General features: G+C 56.0%; 19 protein-coding genes and 1 riboswitch. Of the genes, 4 read left to right on the top strand and 15 right to left on the bottom strand.

The features are described 5' to 3' along the window. Positions 1–335: 335 nt before the first annotated feature. A complete protein-coding gene (locus tag PUZ33_RS17825) occupies positions 336–1043 on the bottom strand; it encodes a DarT1-associated NADAR antitoxin family protein (RefSeq protein ID WP_097649333.1) in 708 nt (235 codons plus the stop codon). A 9-nt stretch (positions 1044–1052) separates the two neighbouring features. Next, positions 1053–1688, bottom strand: a complete 636-nt coding sequence (locus PUZ33_RS17820) for a DarT ssDNA thymidine ADP-ribosyltransferase family protein (RefSeq protein ID WP_097649334.1) — start codon at positions 1686–1688, stop codon at positions 1053–1055. A gap of 485 nt (positions 1689–2173) precedes the next feature. After that, positions 2174–2270: riboswitch (TPP riboswitch) on the top strand. Positions 2271–2306: 36 nt separating this feature from the next. Here PUZ33_RS17820 and thiM point away from each other — a divergent pair. From thiM to PUZ33_RS17805, 3 genes are read left to right on the top strand one after another with little or no spacing between them, the layout of a single operon-like run. Then, on the top strand, positions 2307–3077 hold the full coding sequence (gene thiM / locus PUZ33_RS17815; RefSeq protein ID WP_058680593.1) for a hydroxyethylthiazole kinase: 771 nt from the start codon (positions 2307–2309) through the stop codon (positions 3075–3077). After that, positions 3074–3874, top strand: a complete 801-nt coding sequence (gene thiD, locus PUZ33_RS17810; RefSeq protein ID WP_058680594.1) for a bifunctional hydroxymethylpyrimidine kinase/phosphomethylpyrimidine kinase — start codon at positions 3074–3076, stop codon at positions 3872–3874. Before thiM ends, thiD begins: the two co-directional genes overlap by 4 nt. Before the next feature lie 42 nt (positions 3875–3916). Continuing rightward, positions 3917–4663, top strand: a complete 747-nt coding sequence (locus PUZ33_RS17805) for a GntR family transcriptional regulator (protein ID WP_013097911.1) — start codon at positions 3917–3919, stop codon at positions 4661–4663. On the opposite strand, the gene PUZ33_RS17800 is transcribed toward PUZ33_RS17805, so the two are convergent. Genes PUZ33_RS17800 through PUZ33_RS17790 form a run of 3 tightly spaced genes read right to left on the bottom strand, consistent with a single transcriptional unit; the run spans position 4637 to position 7865 of the window. After that, positions 4637–5590 carry a PfkB family carbohydrate kinase gene (locus PUZ33_RS17800; RefSeq protein ID WP_058680596.1) on the bottom strand — a complete coding sequence of 318 codons (954 nt, stop codon included), beginning with the start codon at positions 5588–5590 and terminating at the stop codon, positions 4637–4639. The genes PUZ33_RS17805 and PUZ33_RS17800 overlap by 27 nt on opposite strands. After that, the gene (locus PUZ33_RS17795; protein WP_040022486.1) at positions 5587–6591 is read right to left on the bottom strand and encodes an ADP-ribosylglycohydrolase family protein; all 1005 of its coding nucleotides are present in this window, start codon (positions 6589–6591) and stop codon (positions 5587–5589) included. The genes PUZ33_RS17800 and PUZ33_RS17795 overlap by 4 nt, the downstream gene beginning before the upstream one ends. After that, entirely contained in the window at positions 6588–7865 is a 1278-nt protein-coding gene (locus tag PUZ33_RS17790) for a nucleoside permease (RefSeq protein WP_013097908.1), read from the bottom strand. Before PUZ33_RS17790 ends, PUZ33_RS17795 begins: the two co-directional genes overlap by 4 nt. 252 nt (positions 7866–8117) lie before the next feature. Here PUZ33_RS17790 and fbaB point away from each other — a divergent pair, with 252 nt between their 5' ends. Beyond that, entirely contained in the window at positions 8118–9170 is a 1053-nt protein-coding gene (gene fbaB / locus PUZ33_RS17785) for a class I fructose-bisphosphate aldolase (protein ID WP_008500869.1), read from the top strand. Positions 9171–9216: 46 nt separating this feature from the next. Here fbaB and yegS read toward each other — a convergent pair whose 3' ends face one another. From yegS to PUZ33_RS17740, 10 genes are all read right to left on the bottom strand, one after another. After that, positions 9217–10116, bottom strand: a complete 900-nt coding sequence (yegS, locus tag PUZ33_RS17780) for a lipid kinase YegS (RefSeq protein ID WP_023621952.1) — start codon at positions 10114–10116, stop codon at positions 9217–9219. A gap of 124 nt (positions 10117–10240) precedes the next feature. Beyond that, on the bottom strand, positions 10241–10456 hold the full coding sequence (gene yidD / locus PUZ33_RS25280; protein ID WP_071829996.1) for a membrane protein insertion efficiency factor YidD: 216 nt from the start codon (positions 10454–10456) through the stop codon (positions 10241–10243). Then, positions 10449–10691, bottom strand: a complete 243-nt coding sequence (locus tag PUZ33_RS17775) for a hypothetical protein (protein ID WP_013097906.1) — start codon at positions 10689–10691, stop codon at positions 10449–10451. Before PUZ33_RS17775 ends, yidD begins: the two co-directional genes overlap by 8 nt. Positions 10692–11037: 346 nt before the next feature. Further along, positions 11038–12399 (bottom strand): prephenate-dependent tRNA uridine(34) hydroxylase TrhP, encoded by a 1362-nt coding sequence (gene trhP / locus PUZ33_RS17770; protein WP_040022494.1) that lies wholly within the window; start codon positions 12397–12399, stop codon positions 11038–11040. 163 nt (positions 12400–12562) lie between these two features. Next, on the bottom strand, positions 12563–13285 hold the full coding sequence (gene baeR, locus PUZ33_RS17765) for a two-component system response regulator BaeR (protein WP_013097904.1): 723 nt from the start codon (positions 13283–13285) through the stop codon (positions 12563–12565). Beyond that, positions 13282–14685: a two-component system sensor histidine kinase BaeS gene (gene baeS / locus PUZ33_RS17760; protein WP_045903330.1), complete on the bottom strand. Its 1404-nt coding sequence runs from the start codon at positions 14683–14685 to the stop codon at positions 13282–13284. The genes baeR and baeS overlap by 4 nt, the downstream gene beginning before the upstream one ends. Beyond that, positions 14682–16097 carry an MFS transporter gene (locus PUZ33_RS17755; RefSeq protein WP_274205352.1) on the bottom strand — a complete coding sequence of 472 codons (1416 nt, stop codon included), beginning with the start codon at positions 16095–16097 and terminating at the stop codon, positions 14682–14684. Before PUZ33_RS17755 ends, baeS begins: the two co-directional genes overlap by 4 nt. Next, the gene (mdtC, locus tag PUZ33_RS17750; protein WP_058680598.1) at positions 16098–19175 is read right to left on the bottom strand and encodes a multidrug efflux RND transporter permease subunit MdtC; all 3078 of its coding nucleotides are present in this window, start codon (positions 19173–19175) and stop codon (positions 16098–16100) included. Beyond that, the gene (locus tag PUZ33_RS17745; RefSeq protein ID WP_058680599.1) at positions 19176–22298 is read right to left on the bottom strand and encodes an MdtB/MuxB family multidrug efflux RND transporter permease subunit; all 3123 of its coding nucleotides are present in this window, start codon (positions 22296–22298) and stop codon (positions 19176–19178) included. Next, complete coding sequence (locus tag PUZ33_RS17740) at positions 22298–23500, bottom strand: MdtA/MuxA family multidrug efflux RND transporter periplasmic adaptor subunit (RefSeq protein WP_013097899.1); 1203 nt, start codon at positions 23498–23500, stop codon at positions 22298–22300. Before PUZ33_RS17740 ends, PUZ33_RS17745 begins: the two co-directional genes overlap by 1 nt. Positions 23501–24288: the final 788 nt, after the last annotated feature.

Here is a 24288-nt window from a genome sequence, read left to right as displayed (position 1 = left end):
CGATCAACAACCTGTTTGACTGCTTCAGTTTTAAACTCTTCGGGATAACGCTTACCGCTCATGGGCACCTCTCTTTAAGCCATCTTAAATGACTCTGAGGTGTCTGTTAAACCCGTGGCGATTCACAACTCGAAAGGTCTGCCACTTCTGGCAATGAGCCTTGATAACCGATCTGATAATTGGCTGAACCTGTCAGCCATTGCGAGATATTTCGACGTTCCACGCAGCACTTTTTTGCAGCGGATGAATGATTACGGTTGGGAATCAGCACTTGCTCATTATGAGCAGCATCGAAAGACTAAACTGAAACATTGAGGCCGGGTTAATCCCGGCTTTCAAAACCCAAAACCCGATTGAGTTGTTTCATCTTGAAGAGCATTACTTATTGATGCACTTTTGATCGTTTCTAGGAAACTCTCTTTAGATGCAATGGCATCATCAAGAATGCCTTGTTTGTACAATGAAACATATAATGCCGCAGAATATGCTTGGCAATTTATCGAGCGCTCAGGGTTAAACTCTATGTCGGTAAATGCTGAATATTCAATTAGTTGCTCTGCTAGCTCGGTACGTTTTTTCAATGCACTTATGTACAGCCAATCATAAAATGCAGTACGTGGCTCCAGTTCCCATTCTTTACCAAAAAACTTGAATCCGGTTAGTCTGCCAGAAGTCAATAAACGTTTGTCCTTTTTGGCCTCGCGTGGAGTCATGTCAAACATGTCGGTATATGGCCCCCCTCGTTGGAAGACTTTGCTACCTTGAAACGCACATTCGATAGTTAATGTGCGTTGGTGTTTCAGAGTAGTAAAAGACAGGTTAAAAGCACTCAATGCAATACCGAGACTGTCACGCGACTTGCTGGAAATCTCAAGAATTTTGTCAACATTTGGCAGATTTGTTTTGGCTGCTTCATGAAGAGAGTCGATAGACTTCTGTTTCTGTGAAACTGACATGCCCGGAAACCACTTGAATTCCACAAGTTCGGTTTTAACGAAGAGTGATTGTTCAACAACAGGAACGTATACTGGTCTTTGTGCCATGAAACTACCTTATCGAACGAATGAGCGAGAAGCAAAGAAACCGCCCCCTACTTGGTTCAAACATACATTTCTTCCCAAAAGCAGATTTTCATAATCTGCTTTTACCGCTTGTTTGCAGAATGCTGCGCCAACAATATAATGTGGCTCAATCGTATCAAATACTAACACTTCTGCTTGCGCGTCTGTAGTGTCGTAGGGCAGCAAGCGTTGCTCTTGTCGAGTTTGTAACGCTGGCATTTCATCAAACATTCCTGAGAGTGCGGCAGTATCTTGAAGCTGATCTAGGGGTTGGCTACTCATTGTTCCATCGGCAGCATTGTGGCAACAAAATGCACATGGTTTTTCCCAAAGTAAAGCTGGACGCAAAAGTAGAACAACCCATTCAGTTTGAGGGTTATCGCAACGTAACCTGTAAAACATATGGTGGTTCGGTCGCGTTATTGATAGACATGACGCATTTGTATGTCCATCCCATCTATAAGGATCATTAATGACTGGATTAATTTGATTTTGGGCGGTGTTTGCAATTGGGATGATGCCATTTTGCATTATGCTTGCTAAGTTATCGACCCGAGTGAAATGAACAAGATGCTCGATTCCTCTTTGAGCCACGATGCTTTGGATTTGCTGAATTCGTTGAGGCATGGTCAGTTCTCTTTGTTTTTTATTTCAATTTATTTCTAAATGAATGAAAAAAAAACTGAATTTATTTGCCTATAATTAATACGGATTTATCATATTGTATTATGATTTTTTTTAATATTTTTATCTGAAATTTATTTTTTTTTTGGTTTTTTATGCTTTTTTCTGAGTTTGGTATCCAATATATGAGCTATTTTCATGCTGACGTCTTGACTGCTGATGAGGAAACAATCGGATAGTCCTGTTCTGGCGTAGATGCATAGTGGAAACTTGCATCTGCCAATTTGGAAACAAATGAGAACAACCCGTGAAACTTAGGCTGGGGCTACCCGGCCTTTTTTGTATTAGTAGGTTACCGCAGTGAGCCACAATGTGAGCCACAAGCTGGGACACATGCTGTTTTTAGAAGGGTTGTGTCTTTGACTTCCCGGTGGCATTATCCTGATCAGGGATTAACGGGACGTTAATCGCAAGCTTTTGATTTTGTTTTATTTGACTCGGGGTGCCCTTCTTTGTGAAGGCTGAGAAATACCCGTATTACCTGATCTGGATAATGCCAGCGTAGGGAAGTCAGATGCCTCCTCTGGTCATCGCTTCTTCACGCAAGGCAGGAGCGAACCTATGCAGCCTGACCTGCTCGATTTACACGTTTTACATCACTTCCGAACCCGTTCCCCGCTTACGCACTGTATGACCAACGATGTCGTGCAAACCTTTACGGCCAACGTTCTGCTGGCGCTTGGCGCTTCTCCGGCAATGGTGATTGAAGCCGAAGAGGCCGAGCAGTTTGCCGGGATGGCCGATGCGCTGCTGATTAACGTCGGTACCCTCACCACGCCCCGCGCCCAGTCGATGCGTCGGGCTATTGAAAACGCGGTGGCGGCAGGCAAGCCCTGGACGCTCGACCCGGTTGCGGTGGGCGCTCTGGCGTTCCGTACCCGCTTTTGTCATCAAATCCTTGCCCTGAAACCAGCCGCCATTCGCGGCAATGCGTCGGAAATTCTCGCCCTTGCGGGGATGAGCGCAGGGGGACGCGGTGTGGATACCACCGACACCGCCGTTGCCGCGCTACCCGCCGCGCAGGCGCTGGCTCGCCAGACCAATGCCATTGTGGCGGTGACGGGGGAGGTGGATTACGTCACCGACGGCCAGCGCACCCGAACGGTTGCGGGCGGCGATCCGTTAATGACCCGCGTGGTGGGCACCGGGTGTGCGCTCTCGGCGGTGGTGGCGGCGAGTTGTTCCCTGCCGGGGGATCGGCTGGATAATGTTGCCGCTGCCTGCGGATGGATGAAGCGTGCCGGAACGATCGCCGTTGCGCAGTCTCACGGGCCGGGCAGCTTTGCCAGCGCGTTCCTTGATGCGCTGCATAACCTGGAGGCACAGGCATGAAACGAATTAATGCTCTGACGATTGCCGGTACCGATCCAAGCGGCGGTGCCGGTATCCAGGCCGACCTGAAAACGTTCTCCGCTCTTGGCGCTTACGGCTGCTCGGTGATCACCGCGCTGGTGGCGCAAAACACGCGCGGCGTGCAGTCGGTCTACCGTATCGAGCCTGATTTTGTCGGTGCACAGCTGGACTCGGTGTTCAGCGATGTGCGCATCGACACCACCAAAATCGGGATGCTGGCGGAAACGGATATCGTCGAGGCGGTGGCTGAGCGGCTGCAACGTTATCAGGTGCAAAATGTGGTGCTTGATACGGTGATGCTGGCTAAAAGCGGTGACCCGCTGCTCTCTGTATCTGCTGTTGAGACATTGCGCAAGAAACTGCTGCCGCAGGTGGCGCTGATTACGCCAAATCTGCCGGAAGCGGCCGCACTGTTAGACGCGCCGCACGCGCAGAACGAACGTGAGATGAAAGAGCAGGGGAACGCCCTGCTGGCGATGGGGTGTGGCGCGGTGCTAATGAAAGGCGGCCATCTCGATGACGATGAAAGCCCGGACTGGCTCTTTACCCGCGACGGTGAACTGCGTTTCACGGCCCCGCGCGTGCATACCAAAAATACCCACGGTACGGGGTGCACGCTCTCTGCCGCGCTGGCGGCGCTGCGTCCACGGCACAACAGCTGGGACGATACGGTACGCGAGGCCAAAACATGGCTCTCGGCCGCGCTGGCAAAAGCCGATACTCTGGAAGTGGGTCACGGTATTGGGCCGGTTCATCATTTTCATGCATGGTGGTAAGCCAGTATACTGGCAGGAAACACCACGCCTGAGAAAACAGAGATGGAACAAGCGCATACCCGGTTAATCGCTCAACTCAATGAACGGATCGCCGCGCCCGACAACATGCCGCTGTATCTGAAATTTGCCGAAACGGTAAAAAACGCGGTACGCAGCGGGGTGCTGGAGCACGGGAATATTCTGCCCGGCGAGCGCGATCTGAGCCAGTTAACCGGGGTGTCGCGCATTACCGTGCGCAAAGCGATGCAGGCGCTGGAAGAAGAGGGCGTGGTAACGCGCGCCCGGGGTTACGGGACACAGATCAACAACATCTTTGAATATTCGCTCAAGGAAGCGCGCGGGTTTTCCCAGCAGGTGGTGCTGCGCGGTAAAAAACCTAACACGCTGTGGGTGAATAAACGGGTGGTGAAGTGTCCGGAAGAGGTGGCCAGCCAGCTGTCGGTCCCCCCGGACAGCGAGGTATTCTTGCTTAAGCGCATTCGTTACGTTGACGATGACGCGGTGTCGATTGAGGAGTCCTGGGTTCCGGTTGAGTTAATTCATGACCCGGACGCAATTGGCATCTCGCTGTACGACTACTTCCGTAGCCAGAATATCTTTCCGCAACGCACCCGCTCCCGGGTCAGCGCCCGGATGCCGGACAGCGAGTTTCAGGCGCATATCAGTATGGATGACAAAATACCGGTACTGGTGATCAAGCAGGTTGCGCTTGACCAGCAGCACCGGCCGATTGAGTACAGCATCAGCTACTGTCGCAGCGACCTATACGTCTTTGTGTGCGAGGAGTAAGGCCTCGCGCGTCGGCGCGCAATCCCCGCCGCGGTGGCTGACCACCCAGGCCGCCACGGCATTCCCCAGCGTCACGGCATCCGCCAGACGCCATCCTGCCGCCAGACCGGCAAGCGTACCGCCCGCATGGCTGTCGCCTGCGCCAATGGTATCGACGACGGTGGCGGGAAACGCAGGAACATAACCCGATGCGTCGCCTTCATACCAGGCTGCGCCATCTTTGTCGTGACGAATAATCAGCGCGGCGCCATAACGGTGCTGCCACTGCACGCCTAAAGTCTCAACGTCCATGCCAGCGCGCTCCGCGGCAATCTGCGCCTCCTGACGATTGAGCGACACGATGGGTTTCAGGGCCATGATCCGCGCCATCAGCGCGTCGGGAATATCGGCAATGCGGGGGCCAAAATCGATAAACGCGGTGACATTTTCCAGCGACTCCAGCCAGCGTGTGAGCAGTTCACCCGATGGTGATGCCAGCTGATAGCCGGACAGATACACCAGGCTACCCGGCGGGACATTCAGCCCATCCAGCCAGTGCGGCTGCCACTGGTTCTCCACGCCGCTGAACGACATAAAGGTACGTTCACCGTCAGGCTCTACCAGCGCCAGACACCAGCCGTTATCGCCTGCTTCGGCCTCCACGGCGCTGTGCAGATCCTGCCTGGCCATGGCGTTACGGATGATCTCCGCCCATACGCCGTGGCCGACGGGCAGGGCGTTTTGCGCCGCAATGCCGAGGCGCTTCAGGGCGATGGCAATATTCAGCGCACAGCCGCCGATATTCACCCCTTGTTGTTTCAGCTCGATATCGCATCCGCGCCAGGGCAGGGCGTACGCGTCGGCGATCACGTCGATGACCGCCGCGCCCAGCACCGTGACCGGGCGTGTGGCCTGTAACGTTTCAAGACGTTGGGCTAACGTACTCATACGCCCTCCCTTTGCTCCCGGTAGTGCAGCAGTTTTTCGCAATAGTAGTCAAAATCGAGCCGGTTTTCGGTATCGAGTTCATCCTTCAGCGCCGGGTCAATCGCCTGCACGCCGTGCAGTGCCCCGCAGATGGCCGTTGCCATCGCCCCGATGGTGTCTGTATCTCCGCCGAGGTTGGCGCACAAAATCGCGCAGCGGTTAGGGTCCGTGCCGGCCAGCTCCACCATCGCAATCGCCGCCGGAACGGACTCAATGGTGCTGGTGCCCGCGCCAATAAGCTGGTAAACCTGCTCGCTGGCGGAGTCGATGCCGTGGGCTTCCCGCACGGTCTTAAGCGCCAGTTCAATACGAGCCGCCAGCGAGGCGCTGAAGGTGGTGGTATTCGCCTCCTGTGCGTAGCGGGCAATACCGGGCAGGGCATCGACGATGTTCTGCCAGCGCTCGCCGTCGATGGCGCGCGAAACCGCCCAGGCAATCACCACGGCCCCGGCGATGGCGAGGTCCGATTTATGCGTCGGGCTGGAGGCCAGCGCGACCTGCCCGACAAAATGTTCCAGCCGCGTCGCCGGTAGCAGGCAGCCCAGCGGGGAAGCCCGCATCGCCGCCCCGTTGGTCACACCGTTGTTGTCCAGTTCACTGACGGGTTTGCCGTCGCGGATGGCGTTAAGCGCGATTTTTGAGGTGGGACCCAGCACGTTTTTATTAAAGGCATCGAAATCCAGCGCCCAGTTCAGGATGTGTTTGCCGATGACATCCGCGTCAATCTCCCCGTCGCATTCGATAATCGCATCGGCCAGGCACAGTGCCATCGAAGTATCATCGGTAAACTCCGCGCGCTTAAAATAGCAGGCCGCGTTATTCTCTGCCGGACCGGGTAAGAAGCGGTCGATCCAGCCGAAGTGCGCTTTTACGCGCTTTCTTGGCCACAGCTCGGAGGGCATACCCATCGCATCCCCTAACGCCTGCCCGTAAAGAGCACCGAGAATACGTTCTTGTTTCATTTAACTTCCCCTTGTGTCAGCGCAGCATCGCCATCAACCACCTCAATTGCGGTGATCTCTTTGTCCGATTCGCGGAAAAACAGCATAAACAGCACGGCGATCACGGCAATCATGATCGCACCGAATGTCCACATTCCGGCCCAGTTGAAGGTCAGCCCATTCACCGGCTCTTTGTAAGCGAACATTTTTTCCATCATCACGCCGCCCAGGCGGTAACCCAGCAGGCTACCAAAGCCCTGACAGCACAGCGTAATCAGGCCTTGCGCAGCCGTACGCATATGCGCCGGCGCTTTTTTATCCACGTAGATATACGCGGTTACATAGTAGAAGTCGTAGCTCACCCCGTGCAGCAGAATGCCGAGGAACAGCAACGCATAGGTGAAGTATTGTTCCGCGCCACCGTAAACAAAGAAACCGTAGCGGATGGCGGCCGTGAGCAGGCCCAGCAGTAAGACCTTCTTAATACCAAAGCGTTTAGTGAAGAACGGCAGCGCCAGCATAAAGAAGATTTCAGAGAACTGGCCGAGCGTCATCCAGCCGGTGGCGTTTTTCATCCCCACTTCGGTGAGATAGCCGTTGGCGAAGATGTAATAGAAGGCCAGCGGCATCGCGAACAGGAAAGAGCAGAAGAAGAATACCAGGAAGTTTTTGTCGCGCAGCAGGATCAGCGCGTCCAGACCGAGCATCACTTTGAAATCCAGCTTGCCGGTACTTTTCGGCGGCGTATTCGGCAGGAACAGGGCAAACACGCCCAGCAGGGCGGAGCTGGCTGCGGTCATCAGCAGCGGAATATTGGTATCAGAGATATCGCTATAGCCCAGCATCTGCGGCAGGAACCCGCATGCCAGACCGGAGGCGATCCAGCCGATAGTGCCCATCACGCGAATACGCGGGAAATCGGCTTCCACGTCATCGACGTTGGCGAAGGCAATACTGTTGGTCAGCGCAATGGTGGGCATATAGGTAAGAGAGTAGGCCAGCAGCAGCGGGAAGAAGGTGCTGAACTGGGTTTGCTGTGCGGCGAAGTACATCAGAATGGCACCGGCAAACATCAGAACCGCCAGCACTTTCTGGGCGGCAAAGAAGCGGTCGGTCAGCGAGCCGACGAGAATAGGCGACAGGATCGCCGCAATGGCCGTACAGGCGTAGGACCAGCCAATCTCCCCGGCGGTAAAGCCGCTTTTGCTCAGCCATAGCCACAGCGGCACAAACCACGCTCCCCAGATAAACCATTCAACAAACATCATGAATGACAGTTGGACTTTCGTTTTCATTGTTTAATCCTGCATGTCAGTGAGAGTACGCCTTTAACATACCATTCAATAATACCTTTAAAATACCTTTGTGGTGATTGTTTGATCAATGTAACAGTTTTGTTGTACACGAATCGAGCCAGCAGATTGTGCTGAAAAAAAATGCAAATGCTGGAAAATCTGTTAAGTCGGTACCAGGCTTAGTCTGCCCATAAAAATGTGGGTCTGGATAAACACTCACCGACATGACGTCGGAATTACGGGAGCATCGCTATGACTGATATTGCGCAGTTGCTTGGCAAAGACGCCGACAGCCTTTTACAGCATCGTTGTATGACCATTCCAGCCGACCAGCTTTATCTGCCCGGCCACGACTACGTTGACCGCGTGATGGTGGATAACAACCGTCCACCGGCCGTGCTGCGAAATATGCAGACGCTCTATAATACCGGGCGGCTGGGCGGTACCGGGTATCTCTCGATTCTGCCGGTTGACCAGGGCGTTGAGCACTCGGCAGGCGCCTCCTTTGCAGCCAATCCGCTCTACTTTGATCCGAAGAACATTGTTGAGCTGGCGATTGAAGCAGGCTGTAACTGTGTGGCCTCTACCTATGGCGTGCTGGCGTCTGTTTCACGGCGTTATGCCCACCGCATTCCTTTCCTCGTCAAACTGAACCACAACGAGACGCTCAGCTACCCAACCGAATATGACCAGACCCTCTACGCCAGCGTTGAGCAGGCGTTCAATATGGGCGCAGTAGCGGTTGGGGCGACGATCTACTTCGGCTCTGAGCAGTCCCGTCGTCAGATTGAAGAGATTTCCGCCGCCTTTGAACGCGCCCATGAGCTCGGGATGGTGACCGTGCTGTGGGCGTATCTGCGTAACTCCGCGTTTAAAAAAGACGGGGTGGATTACCACGTCTCAGCTGACCTGACCGGTCAGGCGAACCACCTGGCCGCAACCATTGGCGCTGACATCGTGAAGCAGAAAATGGCCGAGAATAACGGCGGCTATAAGGCGGTGAACTTCGGTTATACCGATGACCGTGTCTACAGCAAACTGACCAGCGATAACCCGATCGACCTGGTGCGCTACCAGCTGGCGAACTGCTACATGGGACGCGCCGGGCTGATTAACTCCGGCGGTGCGGCGGGTGGAGATACTGACCTGTCTGACGCGGTACGCACGGCGGTTATCAACAAACGCGCAGGCGGTATGGGGCTGATACTTGGCCGTAAAGCGTTTAAGAAATCGATGGCTGACGGCGTGAAGCTGATCAATGCAGTTCAGGATGTCTATCTGGACAGCAAAGTGACGATCGCCTGACGCCTCACTCTCCCTCTCCCTGTGGGAGAGGGCTGGGGTGAGGGGATTAGCGCAGAAGCACACAATCCGGCGGCAACCGGCACTGCAGCGCGCCGGGCAACACCTCTATGCGGAAATGCTCCCCGCTCAACGGTTCCCCATCCAGATTAAACGTCATCCCGTGCGGGGCATTTACTTCGAACCACGCGGATTTTCCGGCAATAATGTTTGGGCTCTCTTCGGGCTGCGTCAGCGTGGTAAATAGCGCGGGCAGCAGGCCGTCGCCGGTGAAAATACGCAGCTGAAGCTGACCGTCATTAATCAGCGCCTCCGGGCAAAGCTGCTGCCCGCCGCCTGCCTGACGACCGTTGCCAATGCCAATCACCAGCGCGTCTCCCTGCCACTGGAAATCCTCGCCGCGAATTTCACAGCGGTCCGGCTTGAGGGTGTCCATGCGCATCAGACCGTGGATCAGATAAGAGACACCGCCCAGCGCCGCTTTGAGTTTTTCCGGCGTTTCGCTGGTGATCCGCGTGCCGAACCCGCCCGTCGCCATGTTGATAAAGCAGGTTTTGTCATTCACCTGCGCAATGTCCACGGCGGTAGCTTTGCCAAGGATCGCCAGTTGCAGGGCTTTACTCAACTCCTCCGGAATGCCAGCGCTGGTGGCAAAATCATTGGCGGTACCGAGCGGTAAAATGCCCATCACCGGACGGTCTTCGGTGGGCAGGTCGACAAGCGCAGAGGCGATCTCATTGATGGTGCCGTCGCCGCCGCCGGAGATAATGGTTTCGACGCCCAACGTCAGGCCTTCATGGATATACCGTGCCGCGTCGCCTTTTTCCCACGTGACCCGTACATGGATCCGCGCCCCGTCTTCCCGCAAATCAGTGATTGCCTGACGCAGCAGATCGTTGCCTGCACTTTTACCATTGAGAATCAATAAACTGTCTGGATAGGTTGCCATCCTCGCTGCTCCCTTTTTTAGCGTTAGTAAGAGTGTATAGCAGTGTGGAAAAAAGCGGGTAAGAACAGGATGAAAGGGAAAAATAAGGCCGCCAATTTTATCTGGAGGCCTTACCAATTTAGACTCATTTATGAGGAGGATAATCGAAACCTCCATGAGGAGGACGACAGCGATAAATGCGTTGTAATCCCAATCTCCACCCTTTCAGAAAACCGAACCGCTTCAGGCTAATCAGCGTGTACTTTGAGCAGGAAGGAGTATGGCGGCAGCGATTACGGATACTCATTGGGGCATGGTTACGGTATAAGAGTATGAAATGTATGCTAAGCCATTTAAGCATCTGTCACTTCTTTTCTGAAAGTAATGACATAATAGTGTGTCAATGTTGATTTATTTCCGCCAAAGCACCCTGGCCGCTCTTCTATACCGATTGTATCAACGCGCTGGAATTCCCACCCTTCGGCAGCCCAGGAATTCACTTCTTGCTCTAAATACGCTGCTGCAATGCCATCTTTATTATCCTTTGCCTTGATAGAAATGTTTGGTGGAATCTGAACCATCTTATAGGTGTACATATAGAATCCCTTGCTTTTTGAGTGGTTATTGATGGTAAGGCCTGACATCTTTTGATTCAAATGGATTGTTGCAGAAACAAGGTGATGCGATCGCCTACAGGCATCAAAAGTGTAATTTTATTTCCTCAGGAGATGTTCCATGCAAGTGCAGCAGAATGGCGAAAAACAGAGCATTAAAAAATAAGCCCACGTAAGGGAGATTACGCGGGCTAAGGAGGTGGTTCCTGGTACAGCTAGCATTTATGGGTTATGTTTTTCAGCGCTGGGGATAATACCCGTATTGAACGAAGCGGTATGTGATCCGATTCTAAGAATTTTCCCGGCGCGAAAAAATTTCCCTGGTTGACTATTTACTATGCGGATTTCGGGTGCTTTCACCGTTGAAATTGCGCATCAGCAGGGCAAACTCCAGCTCCACCTCTTCCGGTACCGGCAGCCAGACGGTATGGCCATTGCCCGGCGCGACCTCAATCGCTTCGCCTTTGCCGTTCTCCAGGTGTTCCAGCGTGAAGTTCATGTTGCCCTGCGGGGTCATCAGCTCCAGGCTGTCGCCTTTGGTGAACTTGTTTTTCACCGCCACGGCGGCCAGCGCACCTTTGCGCTCGCCGGTAAAATCGCCGACAAACTGCTGACGCTCGGACACGGAGTAGCCATGCTCGTAGTTCTGGTAGTCGTCATGGGTATGACGACGCAGGAAACCTTCGGTATAGCCGCGGTGCGCCAGACCTTCCAGAGTTTCCAGCAGGCTGGTGTCGAACGGTTTACCGGCTGCCGCGTCGTCAATCGCTTTGCGGTACACCTGTGCGGTACGCGCGCAGTAGTAATAGGATTTGGTGCGGCCTTCAATTTTCAGGGAGTGCACGCCCATCTGGGTCAGACGTTCAACGTGGGCGACGGCGCGCAGATCTTTTGAGTTCATGATGTACGTGCCATGCTCGTCTTCAAAGGCGGTCATGTACTCGCCCGGACGTTTGGCCTCTTCAATCATAAACACGCTGTCGGTTGGTGCGCCGATGCCCAGCGTAGGCTCAACGTTCGTAACCGGGATTGGCTCATGCTTGTGGACGATATTACCGATATCGTCCTCTTTGCCTTCCTGGACATTATATTCCCAGCGGCAGGCGTTGGTGCAGGTGCCCTGGTTCGGGTCGCGCTTGTTGATGTAACCGGAGAGCAGGCAACGCCCGGAGTAGGCCATGCACAGCGCACCGTGAACGAAAATTTCGATTTCCATATCCGGCACCTGGGTGCGGATCTCTTCAATTTCGTCGAGGGAAAGTTCACGCGACAGAATGACGCGGGTCAGCCCCATCTGTTTCCAGAATTTGACCGTCGCCCAGTTAACGGCGTTAGCCTGCACGGAGAGGTGAATATCCATCTCCGGGAAGTTCTCCCGAACCAGCATGATTAAACCCGGATCCGACATGATCAGCGCGTCCGGCCCCATATCCACCACCGGCTTCAGGTCACGGATGAACGTCTTCAGCTTGGCATTGTGCGGCGCGATATTAACCACCACGTAGAATTTTTTGCCCAGGGCATGCGCTTCGTTGATGCCGAGCTGCAGGTTCTCGTGGTTGAATTCGTTGTTGCGCACGCGCAGCGAGTAGCGCGGTTGGCCCGCGTAGACGGCGTCGGCACCATAGGCGAAAGCGTAACGCATATTTTGCAGCGTTCCCGCCGGGGAAAGGAGTTCCGGTTTAAACATGTTTATTCTCGTTCTGATGACAGGTCAGATCCGCGTGCACCAGGTGCAGCGGTAAGGGGAGATCCCCCACTTTAAGGGCGGGCATTGTAGCGCTGCGGGGCAGGGAGGTAAAGCTTTGCCCCTCACCCCTTTGTGGAGAGGGTTAGGGTGAGGGGGCGTTTAGCTATGCAATCCTGCACGCATCCGCTTCCCAGCGGTATCCCACGCCATACACCGCGCGAATAAATGACTGTTCGGCGTCGAGCGCCTCCAGCTTACGGCGCAGGTTTTTGATGTGGCTGTCGATGGTGCGGTCTGTCACCACGCGGTAATCGTCATACAGGTGGTTGAGCAGCTGCTCGCGAGAGAACACTTTTCCCGGCTCGTGGGAAAGGGTTTTCAGCAGGCGGAACTCAGCAGGCGTGAGATCGAGAAGCTTGCTGCGCCAGCTGGCCTGGAAGCGGCTCTCATCGACAATCAGCGGGCTTTCGGCGTCCAGCACCTGAAGCTCGCGCTGCGGCTTACAGCGACGCAGAATGGTTTTCACGCGGGCGACCACTTCACGCGGGCTGTAGGGTTTGCAAATGTAATCGTCCGCGCCAATTTCGAGTCCCAGCAGTCGGTCGATCTCTTCGATTTTTGCCGTCACCATGACGATCGGCACGTCGGAGAAGCGACGAATTTCCCGGCACAGGGTCAGGCCATCCGTGCCGGGGAGCATCAGATCCAGCAGGATCAGATCCGGCGGCGTCTGGCGCACGTACGGTAACACCTGATCGCCATGGCTGATAAGCGACGGGGCGTAGCTGGCCGCACGTAAATAGTCGATCAGTAACTGCCCAAGCTTAGGCTCGTCTTCCACAATCAAAATGCGTGGCGTGTTTTCGTCAATCGGTAATTCGGTCATGCTTCTCTCGATAAATCCCGTTCCAGCGGTAACTCTACTGTAATGCTAACCCCGCCAAAAGGCGAATGGGCGGCATGCAGGGTGCCATTGTGCGCCTCGACGATATTAACGCAAATCGCCAGTCCCAGCCCGGAGCCGCCGCTGGCACGGTTGCGGGAGCCTTCGGTGCGATAAAAACGTTCAAACAGTTTTTCCAGCTGCGCATCCTGCACGCCGGGAGCGGAGTCGGCAAAGGTGAGGGCGAAGCGGCCGTTTTCCTGTCTGCCGGAGATGTGGAGTCCGCCACCGCTGTCGGTGTAGCGCAGGCTGTTTTCAAGCAGGTTGTTGAAAAGCTGCATCAGACGATCTTTATCGCCAAACACCACCGCGCTGTCCGGCAGGGAGAGGTCAATGGTCAGGTTGCGGCTGGCAAAACGTTCGCGGAAAGCCCCACTGATAACCTCCAGAATGTTGATCACGTCCACCGGTGCTTTCTGGTAGGCCAGCGCCCCTTCGTCTGACATGGAGAGCTGGTGCAGATCGTCTACCAGTTTGGTCAGCGTACCCACTTCCGCCTGCAGCGAAGCCACGGATTCGGGCGTGAACTTGCGCACGCCATCCTGAATGGCCTCCAGTTCGCCGCGCAGCACTGCCAGCGGGGTGCGCAGCTCGTGCGAAATATCGGCCATAAAATCGCGCCGCATCTGCTGGTTTTTCTCCAGCGTACTGGCGAGCTGGTTAAAATCCTGCGCCAGCTTGCCCAGCTCATCCTGGCTGCGCGTGTCCACGCGGGTGGAAAAATCCCCGGCGGCCAGTTTATGCGTACCTTCCACCAGCCTTTTCACCGGGGCGAGCAGGCCCCGCGCCAGCGGGAAGGTGGCAAGCGCGGCCAGCAGCGTGGAGAGGATGACGATCAGCCAACTGGCCCGGCGCTGCTGACGATCGAAGTTGATATCGGTGTTGCGCGTCAGGCGTTCCACTGGAGAGGCGATAACCCAGCCGACGGTAGCGTTATTCACTTTGATTGCCCGCCGGGTGCCGTCCGGGGGGATGGGCGCACGAGGGCCAACCAGCGTGCGCATATCCTGGTCGATCACCCAGAACTGGGTGCGCCAGCCGTGGGGCGGCATGCCCGGGCCGGGGCGGTCATCGCCGCTATCGTGCTCCAGCGAGCGCAGGATCTGGAAGATAAAACGGTCATTGTTGCGCAAAAAACGCCAGTTCCCGTGCTGGGCATACTGCTCGCTCAGTGCATCGCTCAAACCTTGCAGGCGCTGCTCATTACCATGCTTAATGTAATCGATAAAACCGCGCTCAAAGCTGAGCCGTACGGCCCAGTGCATGGTGATTAGCAGGACAATACAGGTGGCAAAAATTGCCAGAAAGAGCTTACCGGTAATGCCCGGACGCCAGAATTTCATGATCCACTCCTTTTACTGCGCCGGATAACGACGTTCTTACGGGTATCATCCGGCACACGGGCGAAGATGAAAGCGGGCAGGGCGATGATAACCGCCATGCTGAGATACGTGTATAAAAAGACCTGATGCGCCACCGGTGTGTCGATGCTGAGATGGTGCTGACCGTACATGCCGAGCAGTAAACCGGCAATGGTGACCCCCACGCTCATGGAGAGCTGCATGATCATCGACAGCAAACTGTTGCCGCTGCTTGCCAGTTCGTCCGGCAGATCCTTCAGCGTCAGGGTGTTCATCGACGAGAAGCGCATGGAGTTAATAATGCCCTGGCAGAACAGCACCAGCGGCAGGGCGTAGTACCAGCCCATCAGCGCTACGGCCATAAACAGCAGGCTGACCAGTGCCAGCCCCAGCGTGGCGGTGACCAGCACGTGGCGATAGCCAAAGCGGTTAACCACCTGCACCACAATGCGCTTCATTCCCATGCTGCCCAGCACCATCGGGATCATCATCAGCCCCGCGTGAAACGGTGAAAAGCCCATACCGATTTGCAGGAACACGGGTGTCATAAACGGCAGCATGCCGCTGTCCACGCGCCCCGCAAAACTTCCGAACAGGCCAAGCCGGTAAGTAGGGTTTTTAAACAGCGTCAGGCTGAACAGCGCCCGGTCGTTTCCTCTGGCATGCCACAGATACCACAAAATGGCGCTCATCCCGATAACGATCAGAATGGCGAGCGTCAGTGAGGAGATTCCCAGCCCTTTTTGCCCGTCGAGAGCGAGGGTCAGCGTCGCCATACCGGTGGCGAGCAACAGAAAACCGACTACATCAAAGCGCCGCGTCTGCAGGGTGTAGTTGGGCATCAACGCCAGGGTGGCGATAGCGCCAATAATGCCCACCGGCAGGTTGATGAGGAAAATCCAGTGCCAGGAGGCATATTCCACGAGTATCCCGCCCAGCGCCGGACCAAGCAGCGGACCCACCTGGCCTGGTAAGGTCACAAAAGTCATTGCCGCCATATACTGCTCGCGCGGGACGATTTTCATCACCGTCAGTCGCCCGACTGGCACCATCATAGCCCCACCGACGCCCTGCAGAACGCGTGCCATTATCAGCTGATCCAGCGTATTCGCCATCGCGCAACACAGCGAACCCGCGGTAAACAGCACGATAGCGGTGAAGAAGATATTGCGCACCCCCACTTTGTCCGCCAGCCAGCCGCTGGCAGGGAGCATCACGGCAACGGTCAGCACATAGGAGACAATCACCATATGCATGTGCAGCGGGCTCTCCCCCAGGCTTTTTGCCATTGAGGGGAGGGCGGTGTTGACGATGGTAGTATCCAGCGACTGCATAAAAAAGCCGAAGGCCACTATCCATAATTGCCAGCGAACGTTACTGGGAAGATCAGTCATTTACCCGGTCACCGTGGTTCTGTTTTTACGTGAAAAACGCAGCCGCAGGCGGTCAAAGAACAGATAGACCACCGGCGTGGTGTAGAGCGTCAGGAGCTGACTCATCACCAGCCCACCGACGATAGTGATCCCCAGCGGCTGGCGCAGCTCTGAACCATCGCCACCGGAGATCACCAGCGGCAGCGCGCCAAACAGCGCCGCCAGCGTGGTCATCATGATCGGACGAAAACGCAGCAGGCAGGCCTGGAAAATCGCCTCTTCTGGCGTCAGGTTGCCGTTACGCTGAGCCTCCAGCGCAAAGTCCACCATCATGATGGCGTTTTTCTTCACAATACCAATTAACAGCATGATCCCGATTAAGGCGATGAGGCTAAAGGGCGCGCCAAACAGCTCCAGCGCCAGCAACGCCCCCACGCCTGCCGACGGCAGCGTCGAGAGAATGGTCAGCGGATGAACATAGCTCTCATACAGCACGCCAAGCACGATATAGACCGTGGCAATGGCCGCCAGAATCAAAATCACCTGCGAATTCATCGTCTCCTGGAAGACCTGCGCGGTCCCGGCAAAACTGCCGCGTACGGTCGAGGGCACGCCGAGCTGGGTCATGGCACGGTCGATGGCCTCGCTGGCCTCGGAAAGCGACGAGCCGGTGGGCAGGTTAAAGGAGATTGTGGACGCTGCCGACAACCCCTGATGGTTCACAGAGAGCGGCGCGTTAGCGGGCCGCCAGCTGGCGAAGTAAGAGAGCGGGATCGCTTTACCGTCGTTGTTAATGACAAACATTTTATCCAGCGCGCTGATGTCCTGGGTATAGCGCGGGTCCACTTCCATCACCACCTTGTACTGGTTCATTGGCTGATAGATGGTGGAAATCTCGCGCTGGCCAAAGGCGTTGTTCAGCAGACTGTTGGCGGCTTCAACGTTAATGCCCAGCCGCGACATGGTTTCACGATCGTAGGTCAACCCCATCTCTGCCCCGTTGTCCTGCTGATCGGAGTTCACGTCCGCCAGCTGCGGCAGGGCGGCCAGCGCTTTACGGATTTTGGGCTCCCACTCGCGCAACGCGGCCAGATCGTCAGAGAGCAGGGTGTACTGGTAGCTGGCGTTCGCCTGACGTCCGCCCACGCGGATATCCTGAACGGCCATCAAAAACAGGTTGGCGCCTGGCTCTTTGGCGAGCTTCATTCGCAGCCGGTCTATCACCTGCTGCGCCGTTTCATTGCGCTCGCCGCGCGGCTTAAGGGTGATAAACATCATCCCGCTGTTAACGCGTGACCCGCCGGTAAAGCCGGTAACGTTATCCACCGCCCTGTCTTCGCGGATGATCTTCATAAAATCCTGCAGCTTGCCGCGCATCGCCTGGAAGGAAATACTCTGGTCAGCCTGGATGCCGCCCATCAGCACGCCGGTGTCCTGCTCCGGGAAGAAGGTTTTCGGGATGGAGATATACAGCCAGACGTTGAGCGCGATGGTGCCGACAAGCACCAGACCAACCAGCCGCGTGTGGTTGAGCACCCACTTCAGTGATTTTCCGTACCCTTCCTGCATTGCCAACAGGAAACGGCCAAACCCTTTACGACGCGGCTGCGAGTGCGGTTTGCTGCGCTTAAGCATCCAGCCGCACATCATTGGCGTGAGCGTTAGCGAGATAATCAGCGAGATGCCGATAGCCACCGAAAGGGTGACGGCAAATTCGCGCAGCAGTCGCCCCGGCAGCCCGCCCATCAGCAGCAGCGGCAGGAATACCGCCACCAGCGACAGGCTCATGGAGAGCACCGTAAAGCCCACTTCGCGCGTGCCCTGCAGGGCGGCCTGCAGCGGTTTTACCCCGGCTTCCAGATGGCGGGAAATATTCTCCAGCACCACGATGGCGTCATCGACCACAAAGCCGGTGGCGATGGTCAGCGCCATCAGCGACAGGTTGTTCAGGCTAAAGCCGCACAGGTACATGGCGGCGAAGGTACCAATCAGCGACACCGGTACCGCAACGGCGGGAATAAGCGTTGCGCGGCCCGAGCGCAGAAACAGGAACACCACCAGGATCACCAGCCCGACGGAGATCACCAGCGTCTGTTCCACCTCTTCAAGCGAGGCGCGAATGGTCGGCGAACGATCCTGGGCAATCTGCAGATCAATAGCGGCTGGGATGGTCTTCTGTAACTCCGGCAAACGCGCGCGAATGCTGTTTACCGTTTCGATAATATTGGCTTCCGGCAGCTTGCGGATCATCAGCAAGATGGCCGGTTTGGCGTTGGTCATCCCGGCGTTGCGCACGTCCTGCACCGAGTCGGTGACGCTGGCTACGTCGCTTAAACGTACCGCCGCGCCGTTATTGTAGTGGATGATGAGCGGCTGATATTCGGCGGCGGTTTTGAGCTCGTCGTTGGTCTGGATCTGCCAGCGGTGGCTGTTGCTCTCTATCGCCCCCTGCGGCCTGCGCACGTTGGCGCTGCTAATGGCGGAGCGCACGTCATCCAGCGACACGCCCTGGTTAAACAGCGCCTGCGGGTTCAGGCCGACGCGCACGGCGGGCAGGGAGCTACCGCCAACGCTCACGTCACCCACGCCGTTTATTTGTGAGATCGTCTGCGCCAGTTGGGTCGACGCAAAGTCGTAGAGCTGCCCCTGGGAATAGGTGTCCGAGGTCAGCGTCAGGATCATGATCGGCGCGTCGGACGGGTTGGCTTTACGGTAGGTCGGGCGGCTTGGCATTCCGCTCGGCAGCAGGCTTTGCGCGGCGTTGATGGCGGCCTGCACGTCGCGCGCCGCACCGTTAATATCCCGGTCGAAGCTGAACTCCAGAATGATGCGCGTGCTGCCGAGCGAGCTGCTGGAGGTCATCTCGTTGACCCCCGCAATTCGCCCGAGCGAGCGTTCCAGTGGCGTGGCAACCGACGAGGCCATGGTCTCCGGCGACGCGCCCGGCAGCGATGCGCTGACCATGATCACCGGAAAATCCACCTGCGGCAGGGGGGCTACCGGCAGCAGGCGGAAGCCCAGCACGCCGCACAGCGTAATGGCGAGCGAGATTAAAATCGTCGCCACCGGGCGGTAAATGAAGAGGGCGAAAAACTTCACTTACGCCTCCTCTTCACGTTTCGGGAAGCGGCTTTTGGTCCACAGGGCCAGTTGGTCAAACAGCAGGTAAATCACCGGCGTGGTGAACAGCGTCAGCACCTGGCTCACCAGCAGACCACCGACCATGCCGATACCCAGCGGACGGCGCAGCTCGGCACCGACGCCGGTGCTGAGCATCAGCGGCAGCGCGCCCAGCAGGGCGGCGAGCGTGGTCATCAGGATCGGACGAAAACGCAACAGACAGGCCTGGAAGATGGCGTCTCGCGGCGACATGCCCTGCTCGCGCTCGGCGGCAAGGGCGAAGTCGATCATCATGATGGCGTTTTTCTTCACGATCCCGATAAGCAGGATGATGCCGATAATGGCGATGACGTCCAGTTCGCTGCCCGCCAGCATCAGGGCCAGTAGCGCACCCACCCCGGCGGTCGGCAGGGTGGAGAGGATGGTGATTGGGTGGATAAAGCTTTCGTACAGCACCCCGAGGACGATGTACATCGCCACCACGGCAGCCACGATCAGCCAGATGGTATTGCCCAGCGCAGCCTGGAACGCCAGGGTGCTGCCCTGGAACTGGGTCTGAATATCAGACGGGAAGTTGAGTTCTTTCTCTGCGCCCAGAATGGCCTCGACCGCTTCACCCAGCGAATAGTTGTCCGGTACGTTGAACGAGATGGTGGTGGACGGGAACTGATCGAGATGGTTAATCGACAGCGGCGTATAACGCTCCTCCACGCTGGCAATGGCGTTTAACGGTACAATGCCGCCCTCTTTGCTGGTCAGGCGCACCGAGTCCAGCGCGGCCAGGCCGGGCGTGTTATCGGTGTTGTGTTCCAGCACCACGCGATACTGATTCGCCTGGGTATAAATGGTGGAGATGAGGCGCTGACCAAAGGCGTTATAGAGCGCGTTGTCCACGTCGGACATGGTGATGCCCAGTCGGCTGGCAGTATCGCGATTGACATTCACATATGCCGCCAGCCCTTTGTCCTGCCAGTCGCTGCTGACGTCAGAAAGCTGCGGCAGCGCCTTGAGTTTGTTGACCAGTTGCGGTACCCACGTGCTCAGCGCATCAAGGCTGGTGGCCTGAAGCGTGAACTGGTACTGCGTGCGGCTGACCTGGGTATCGATGGTCAAATCCTGAATTGGCTGCAGGTAAAGTTCAATCCCCGGCACGCGCGCCACGGCAGTTTGCAGCCGCTCAATAACGGCGTTGACCCGATCGTCGCGGTCGTCCAGCGGCTTGAGGTTGATCTGCAGACGCGCACTGTTCAGCGACGGGTTGGTGCCATCGACGCCCACGTACGCGGTCAGGCTTTCCACCGCCGGATCTTTCATGATGATGTCAGAGACCTGCTGCTGACGCTGCGCCATGCTGGCGAAGGAGACCGACTGGGGCGCCTGAAGCGTGCCCTGAATAATGCCGTTGTCCTGAATCGGGAAGAAGCCTTTCGGGATAACGATCCACAGCATGACGCTGAGTGCCAGCGTGCCGAGCGCCACGCCGAGCGTCGCCCACGGGTGGTTAAGCACTTTTGCCAGCACCCGGCCATAAGCGGCAATGATCCGTTCGAACATCCGCTCAGAGGCGCGAGAGAAACGGTTTTGCTTGCGCAGGGATTCATGGCTCAGCATGCGGGCGCACATCATTGGCGTCAGGGTCAGCGACACCACGGCAGAGATCAGAATGGCGACCGCCAGCGTGACGGCAAACTCGCGGAACAGTCGCCCGACGATATCGCCCATAAACAGCAGCGGGATCAGCACCGCAATCAGCGAGAAGGTCAGCGAGATAATGGTAAATCCGATCTCGCCCGCACCTTTCAGCGCAGCGGCCAGCGGTTTTTCGCCTTTCTCGATATAGCGCGAGATGTTCTCGATCACAACGATGGCATCATCCACCACGAAGCCGGTGGCGATGGTGAGCGCCATCAGCGTCAGGTTGTTGATCGAAAAATCGAGGAACACCATCACGGCAAATGTTCCCACCAGCGAGAGCGGCACGGCAACGGCGGGAATGATGGTTGCCGGTACGTTGCGCAGGAACAAATAGATGATCATCACTACCAGCGCAATCGCCAGCATCAGCTCAAACTGGGTATCGGTAACCGACGCGCGAATGTTGGTGGTACGGTCGGAAAGCACCTTCACAGTGACCGATTTGGGCAGGCTTTCGATAAGCTGCGGGAGCATGGTGCGAATGCTGTCGGCGGTTTCAATGATGTTAGCGCCCGGCTGGCGCTGCACGTTCATTACAATCGCCTGCTGTTTGTTGGCCCACGCACCCAGCCAGCTGTTTTCCGCGCCTTGTTCAACGGTGGCGACGTCACCCAGACGTACCGGCGCACCGTTCTGGTAGGCAATAATCAGCTGACGGTACTCATCGGCAGATTGCATCTGATCGTTGGCCGAGAGCGTCACAGCGCGGGTCGGGCCGTCCAGCGAGCCTTTCGCCGAGTTGACGTTGGCGTTGCTGATGGCGGTGCGGATGGTTTCGCTGGTCAGCCCCAGCGCAGCGATGGCCTGCGCATTAAGCTTCACGCGCACCGCCGGGCGTTGTCCGCCCGCCAGCGTTACCAGCCCGACGCCGGAGACCTGGGAAATTTTCTGCGCCACGCGGGTTTCGACCATGTCTTCCACCTGGGTCATTGGCATGGCGGAAGAGGTGACAGCAAGGGTCATGATCGGCGGATCCGCCGGGTTTACTTTGCTGTAGACCGGCGGGTTAGGCAGGTCTGACGGCAGCAGGTTGGTGGCGGCGTTGATCGCAGCCTGCACCTCCTGCTCGGCCACATCCAGTGACAGCGAGAGCTGGAACTGCAGCGTTACCACCGATGCCCCACCGGAGCTTTGCGATGACATCTGTTTCAGGCCCGACATCTGACCAAACTGGCGTTCCAGCGGTGCGGTAATGGCGGAGGTCACCACATCCGGGCTGGCGCCAGGATAGAGGGTAACGACCTGAATGGTGGGGTAATCCACTTCCGGCAGCGCCGAGACGGGCAGGAAGCGATAGCCAATAATCCCGGCGAGCAGGATCGCCACCATCAGCAGCGTGGTGGCAACAGGGCGCAGAATAAACAGGCGTGATGGCCCACCTGTTGCGCCTGGCGGCATGACCTGCATCAGGAGTTCGCTCCCTGTTTTGCGGGTTCGACCACTTCGACTTTGGCGCCTTCGGTCAGACGATCGATACCGTCCGTCACCACGCGGTCGCCCGCAGAGAGTCCGGCGCTGATCACAACCGTCTGGCTGTCCTGAATCCCGGTTTTCACCAGGTGCTTGCTGACTTTATTGTCGCTGTTCAGCACCCAGACGAAGTTACCTTCGTTGCCCATCTGCAGCGCGGCGGTGGGGATCACCACCGCGTTTTCTTCGGTCGCCACCAGCATGCGTGCGTTTACAAACTGATTCGGGAAGAGGGCGTCGTCCTGGTTGTTAAAGCGCGCTTTCAGCTTGATGGTGCCGGTGGTGGTGTCGATCTGGTTATCCAGGCTAAGCAAAGAACCTTCGCTCAATTTCTGCTTGTTGGTACGGTCCCAGGCTTCCACCACCAGCCCCTTTCCGGCTTTCTGCGCCTGCACCACCGTCGCAATTTCGCTTTCCGGCAGGGTGAAGACTAAATCAATCGGGTGGGTCTGGGTTATGACCACGATGCCCGTGGTATCACCGCTTGAGATCTGGTTGCCGATATCGACCTGCTTGAGGCCAACGCGTCCGTCAATTGGCGCGGTGATGCGGCTCCAGTCAAGCTGCAGCTGTGCGCTGGCCACCGCGGCCTCGTCAGCTTTGATGGTGCCCTGCGTTTCGCTGACCAGCGACTGCTGCGTGTCCAGCTCCTGACGAGAGACCAGGTTGGTTTTCACCAGCTGCTGATAGCGCGCCAGATCGCGCCGGGCGTTAGCGAGCGTGGCTTTGTCTTTCGCCAGCTGTCCCTGAGCCTGGGCAAGGGCGACCTTAAACTGGCTTGGGTCGATTTCAGCCAGTAAATCGCCAGCTTTCACCTGCTGACCTTCCTGGAAGTGGATCGCCATGAGCTGACCGTCGACGCGGCTGCGTACCGTGACGGTGTTGGCGGCGGTAATGGTCCCCAGGCCTGTGAGATAGCGAGGCACGGCTTTATTCACCGCGGTGGCCGCCTGAACCGGTGCCAGCGCGCCGCCGCGCATACCGTGACGTCCCCCGCCCGCAGGGCGTTTTGACTGACTGCTGGCGCCTGCCGGAGTAGAAGGCTCGGCGGATTGAGTGTGCCAGTACCAGGCGGCGGCAAGGACCACCACAATGATGCCAGCGGCGATTGCCCAGCGGGATTTATGACTGCCTTTCATCGTTATACGTTCTCATCCTGAAACACTTCGGGGAATGATACTAGTTTAGTCAGGTCAGTCGGCAGAAAAATGGAGGAAATATGGAAGACTGTCGGGAATTGTCTGAATGGCGGAGAGGGCAATGTGACACCGTGTGTACGGGTATAAGATGCTATCTCATCGCTTTGAGTGAAAGCGGCGAAGAACAGCAACACGTTGTGATAAATGCGCGAAATAAACCGTATCATTCGAATACCAGGATTTTTATATTATTCGCGGAATATTCTTATTTTTATAAATAACCACGAAAATAATGAATTTCTCGTGCGTTATTACTTTTAGGTTGTGTATAAGAATTTTCCTTGATTTATTTATTTGCGTTAGGAGTATTTCATTTTTTACTAAAATGGGTTGTTTTTGTAGCATTTTTTTAACAAGTTTTTTCTTTTCTGAGGGTTTTCATAGTTTATTGATTTGAAATGTTTTTTAATCCTTTGAATCTTTTTTTAATTTTGATTTGCATCAAAAAGCAAGAATGGATGTAAATTCTCTAATTTTATTATTTTTTAGATATAAAAACTTAATTATGAATTTTTATGGTTTTAAGTTCTAATCTTTAGGCATTTACTTATCTTCCAGACAAGAAAATTCCTAATGATGTTGAGGATTTGATAATTTCATGCTGTTGCTGTTAACAATATCTCGGAACATAATTTTTCGGCGCGGCAATTCTCGCTCGCAATTAAATGGAGCTTCCCGGTTACTTATTATGAAAAGTGCCAGGTTGCGCGTTTGTTCTTAGGAGAAGA

This window comes from Enterobacter cloacae complex sp. 2022EL-00981, assembly GCF_028737495.1.
Taxonomy (GTDB): Bacteria; Pseudomonadota; Gammaproteobacteria; order Enterobacterales; family Enterobacteriaceae; genus Enterobacter; species Enterobacter cloacae.
Note: the sequence above shows the minus strand (reverse complement) of the source record. Positions and strands in the feature narration are given on the sequence as shown.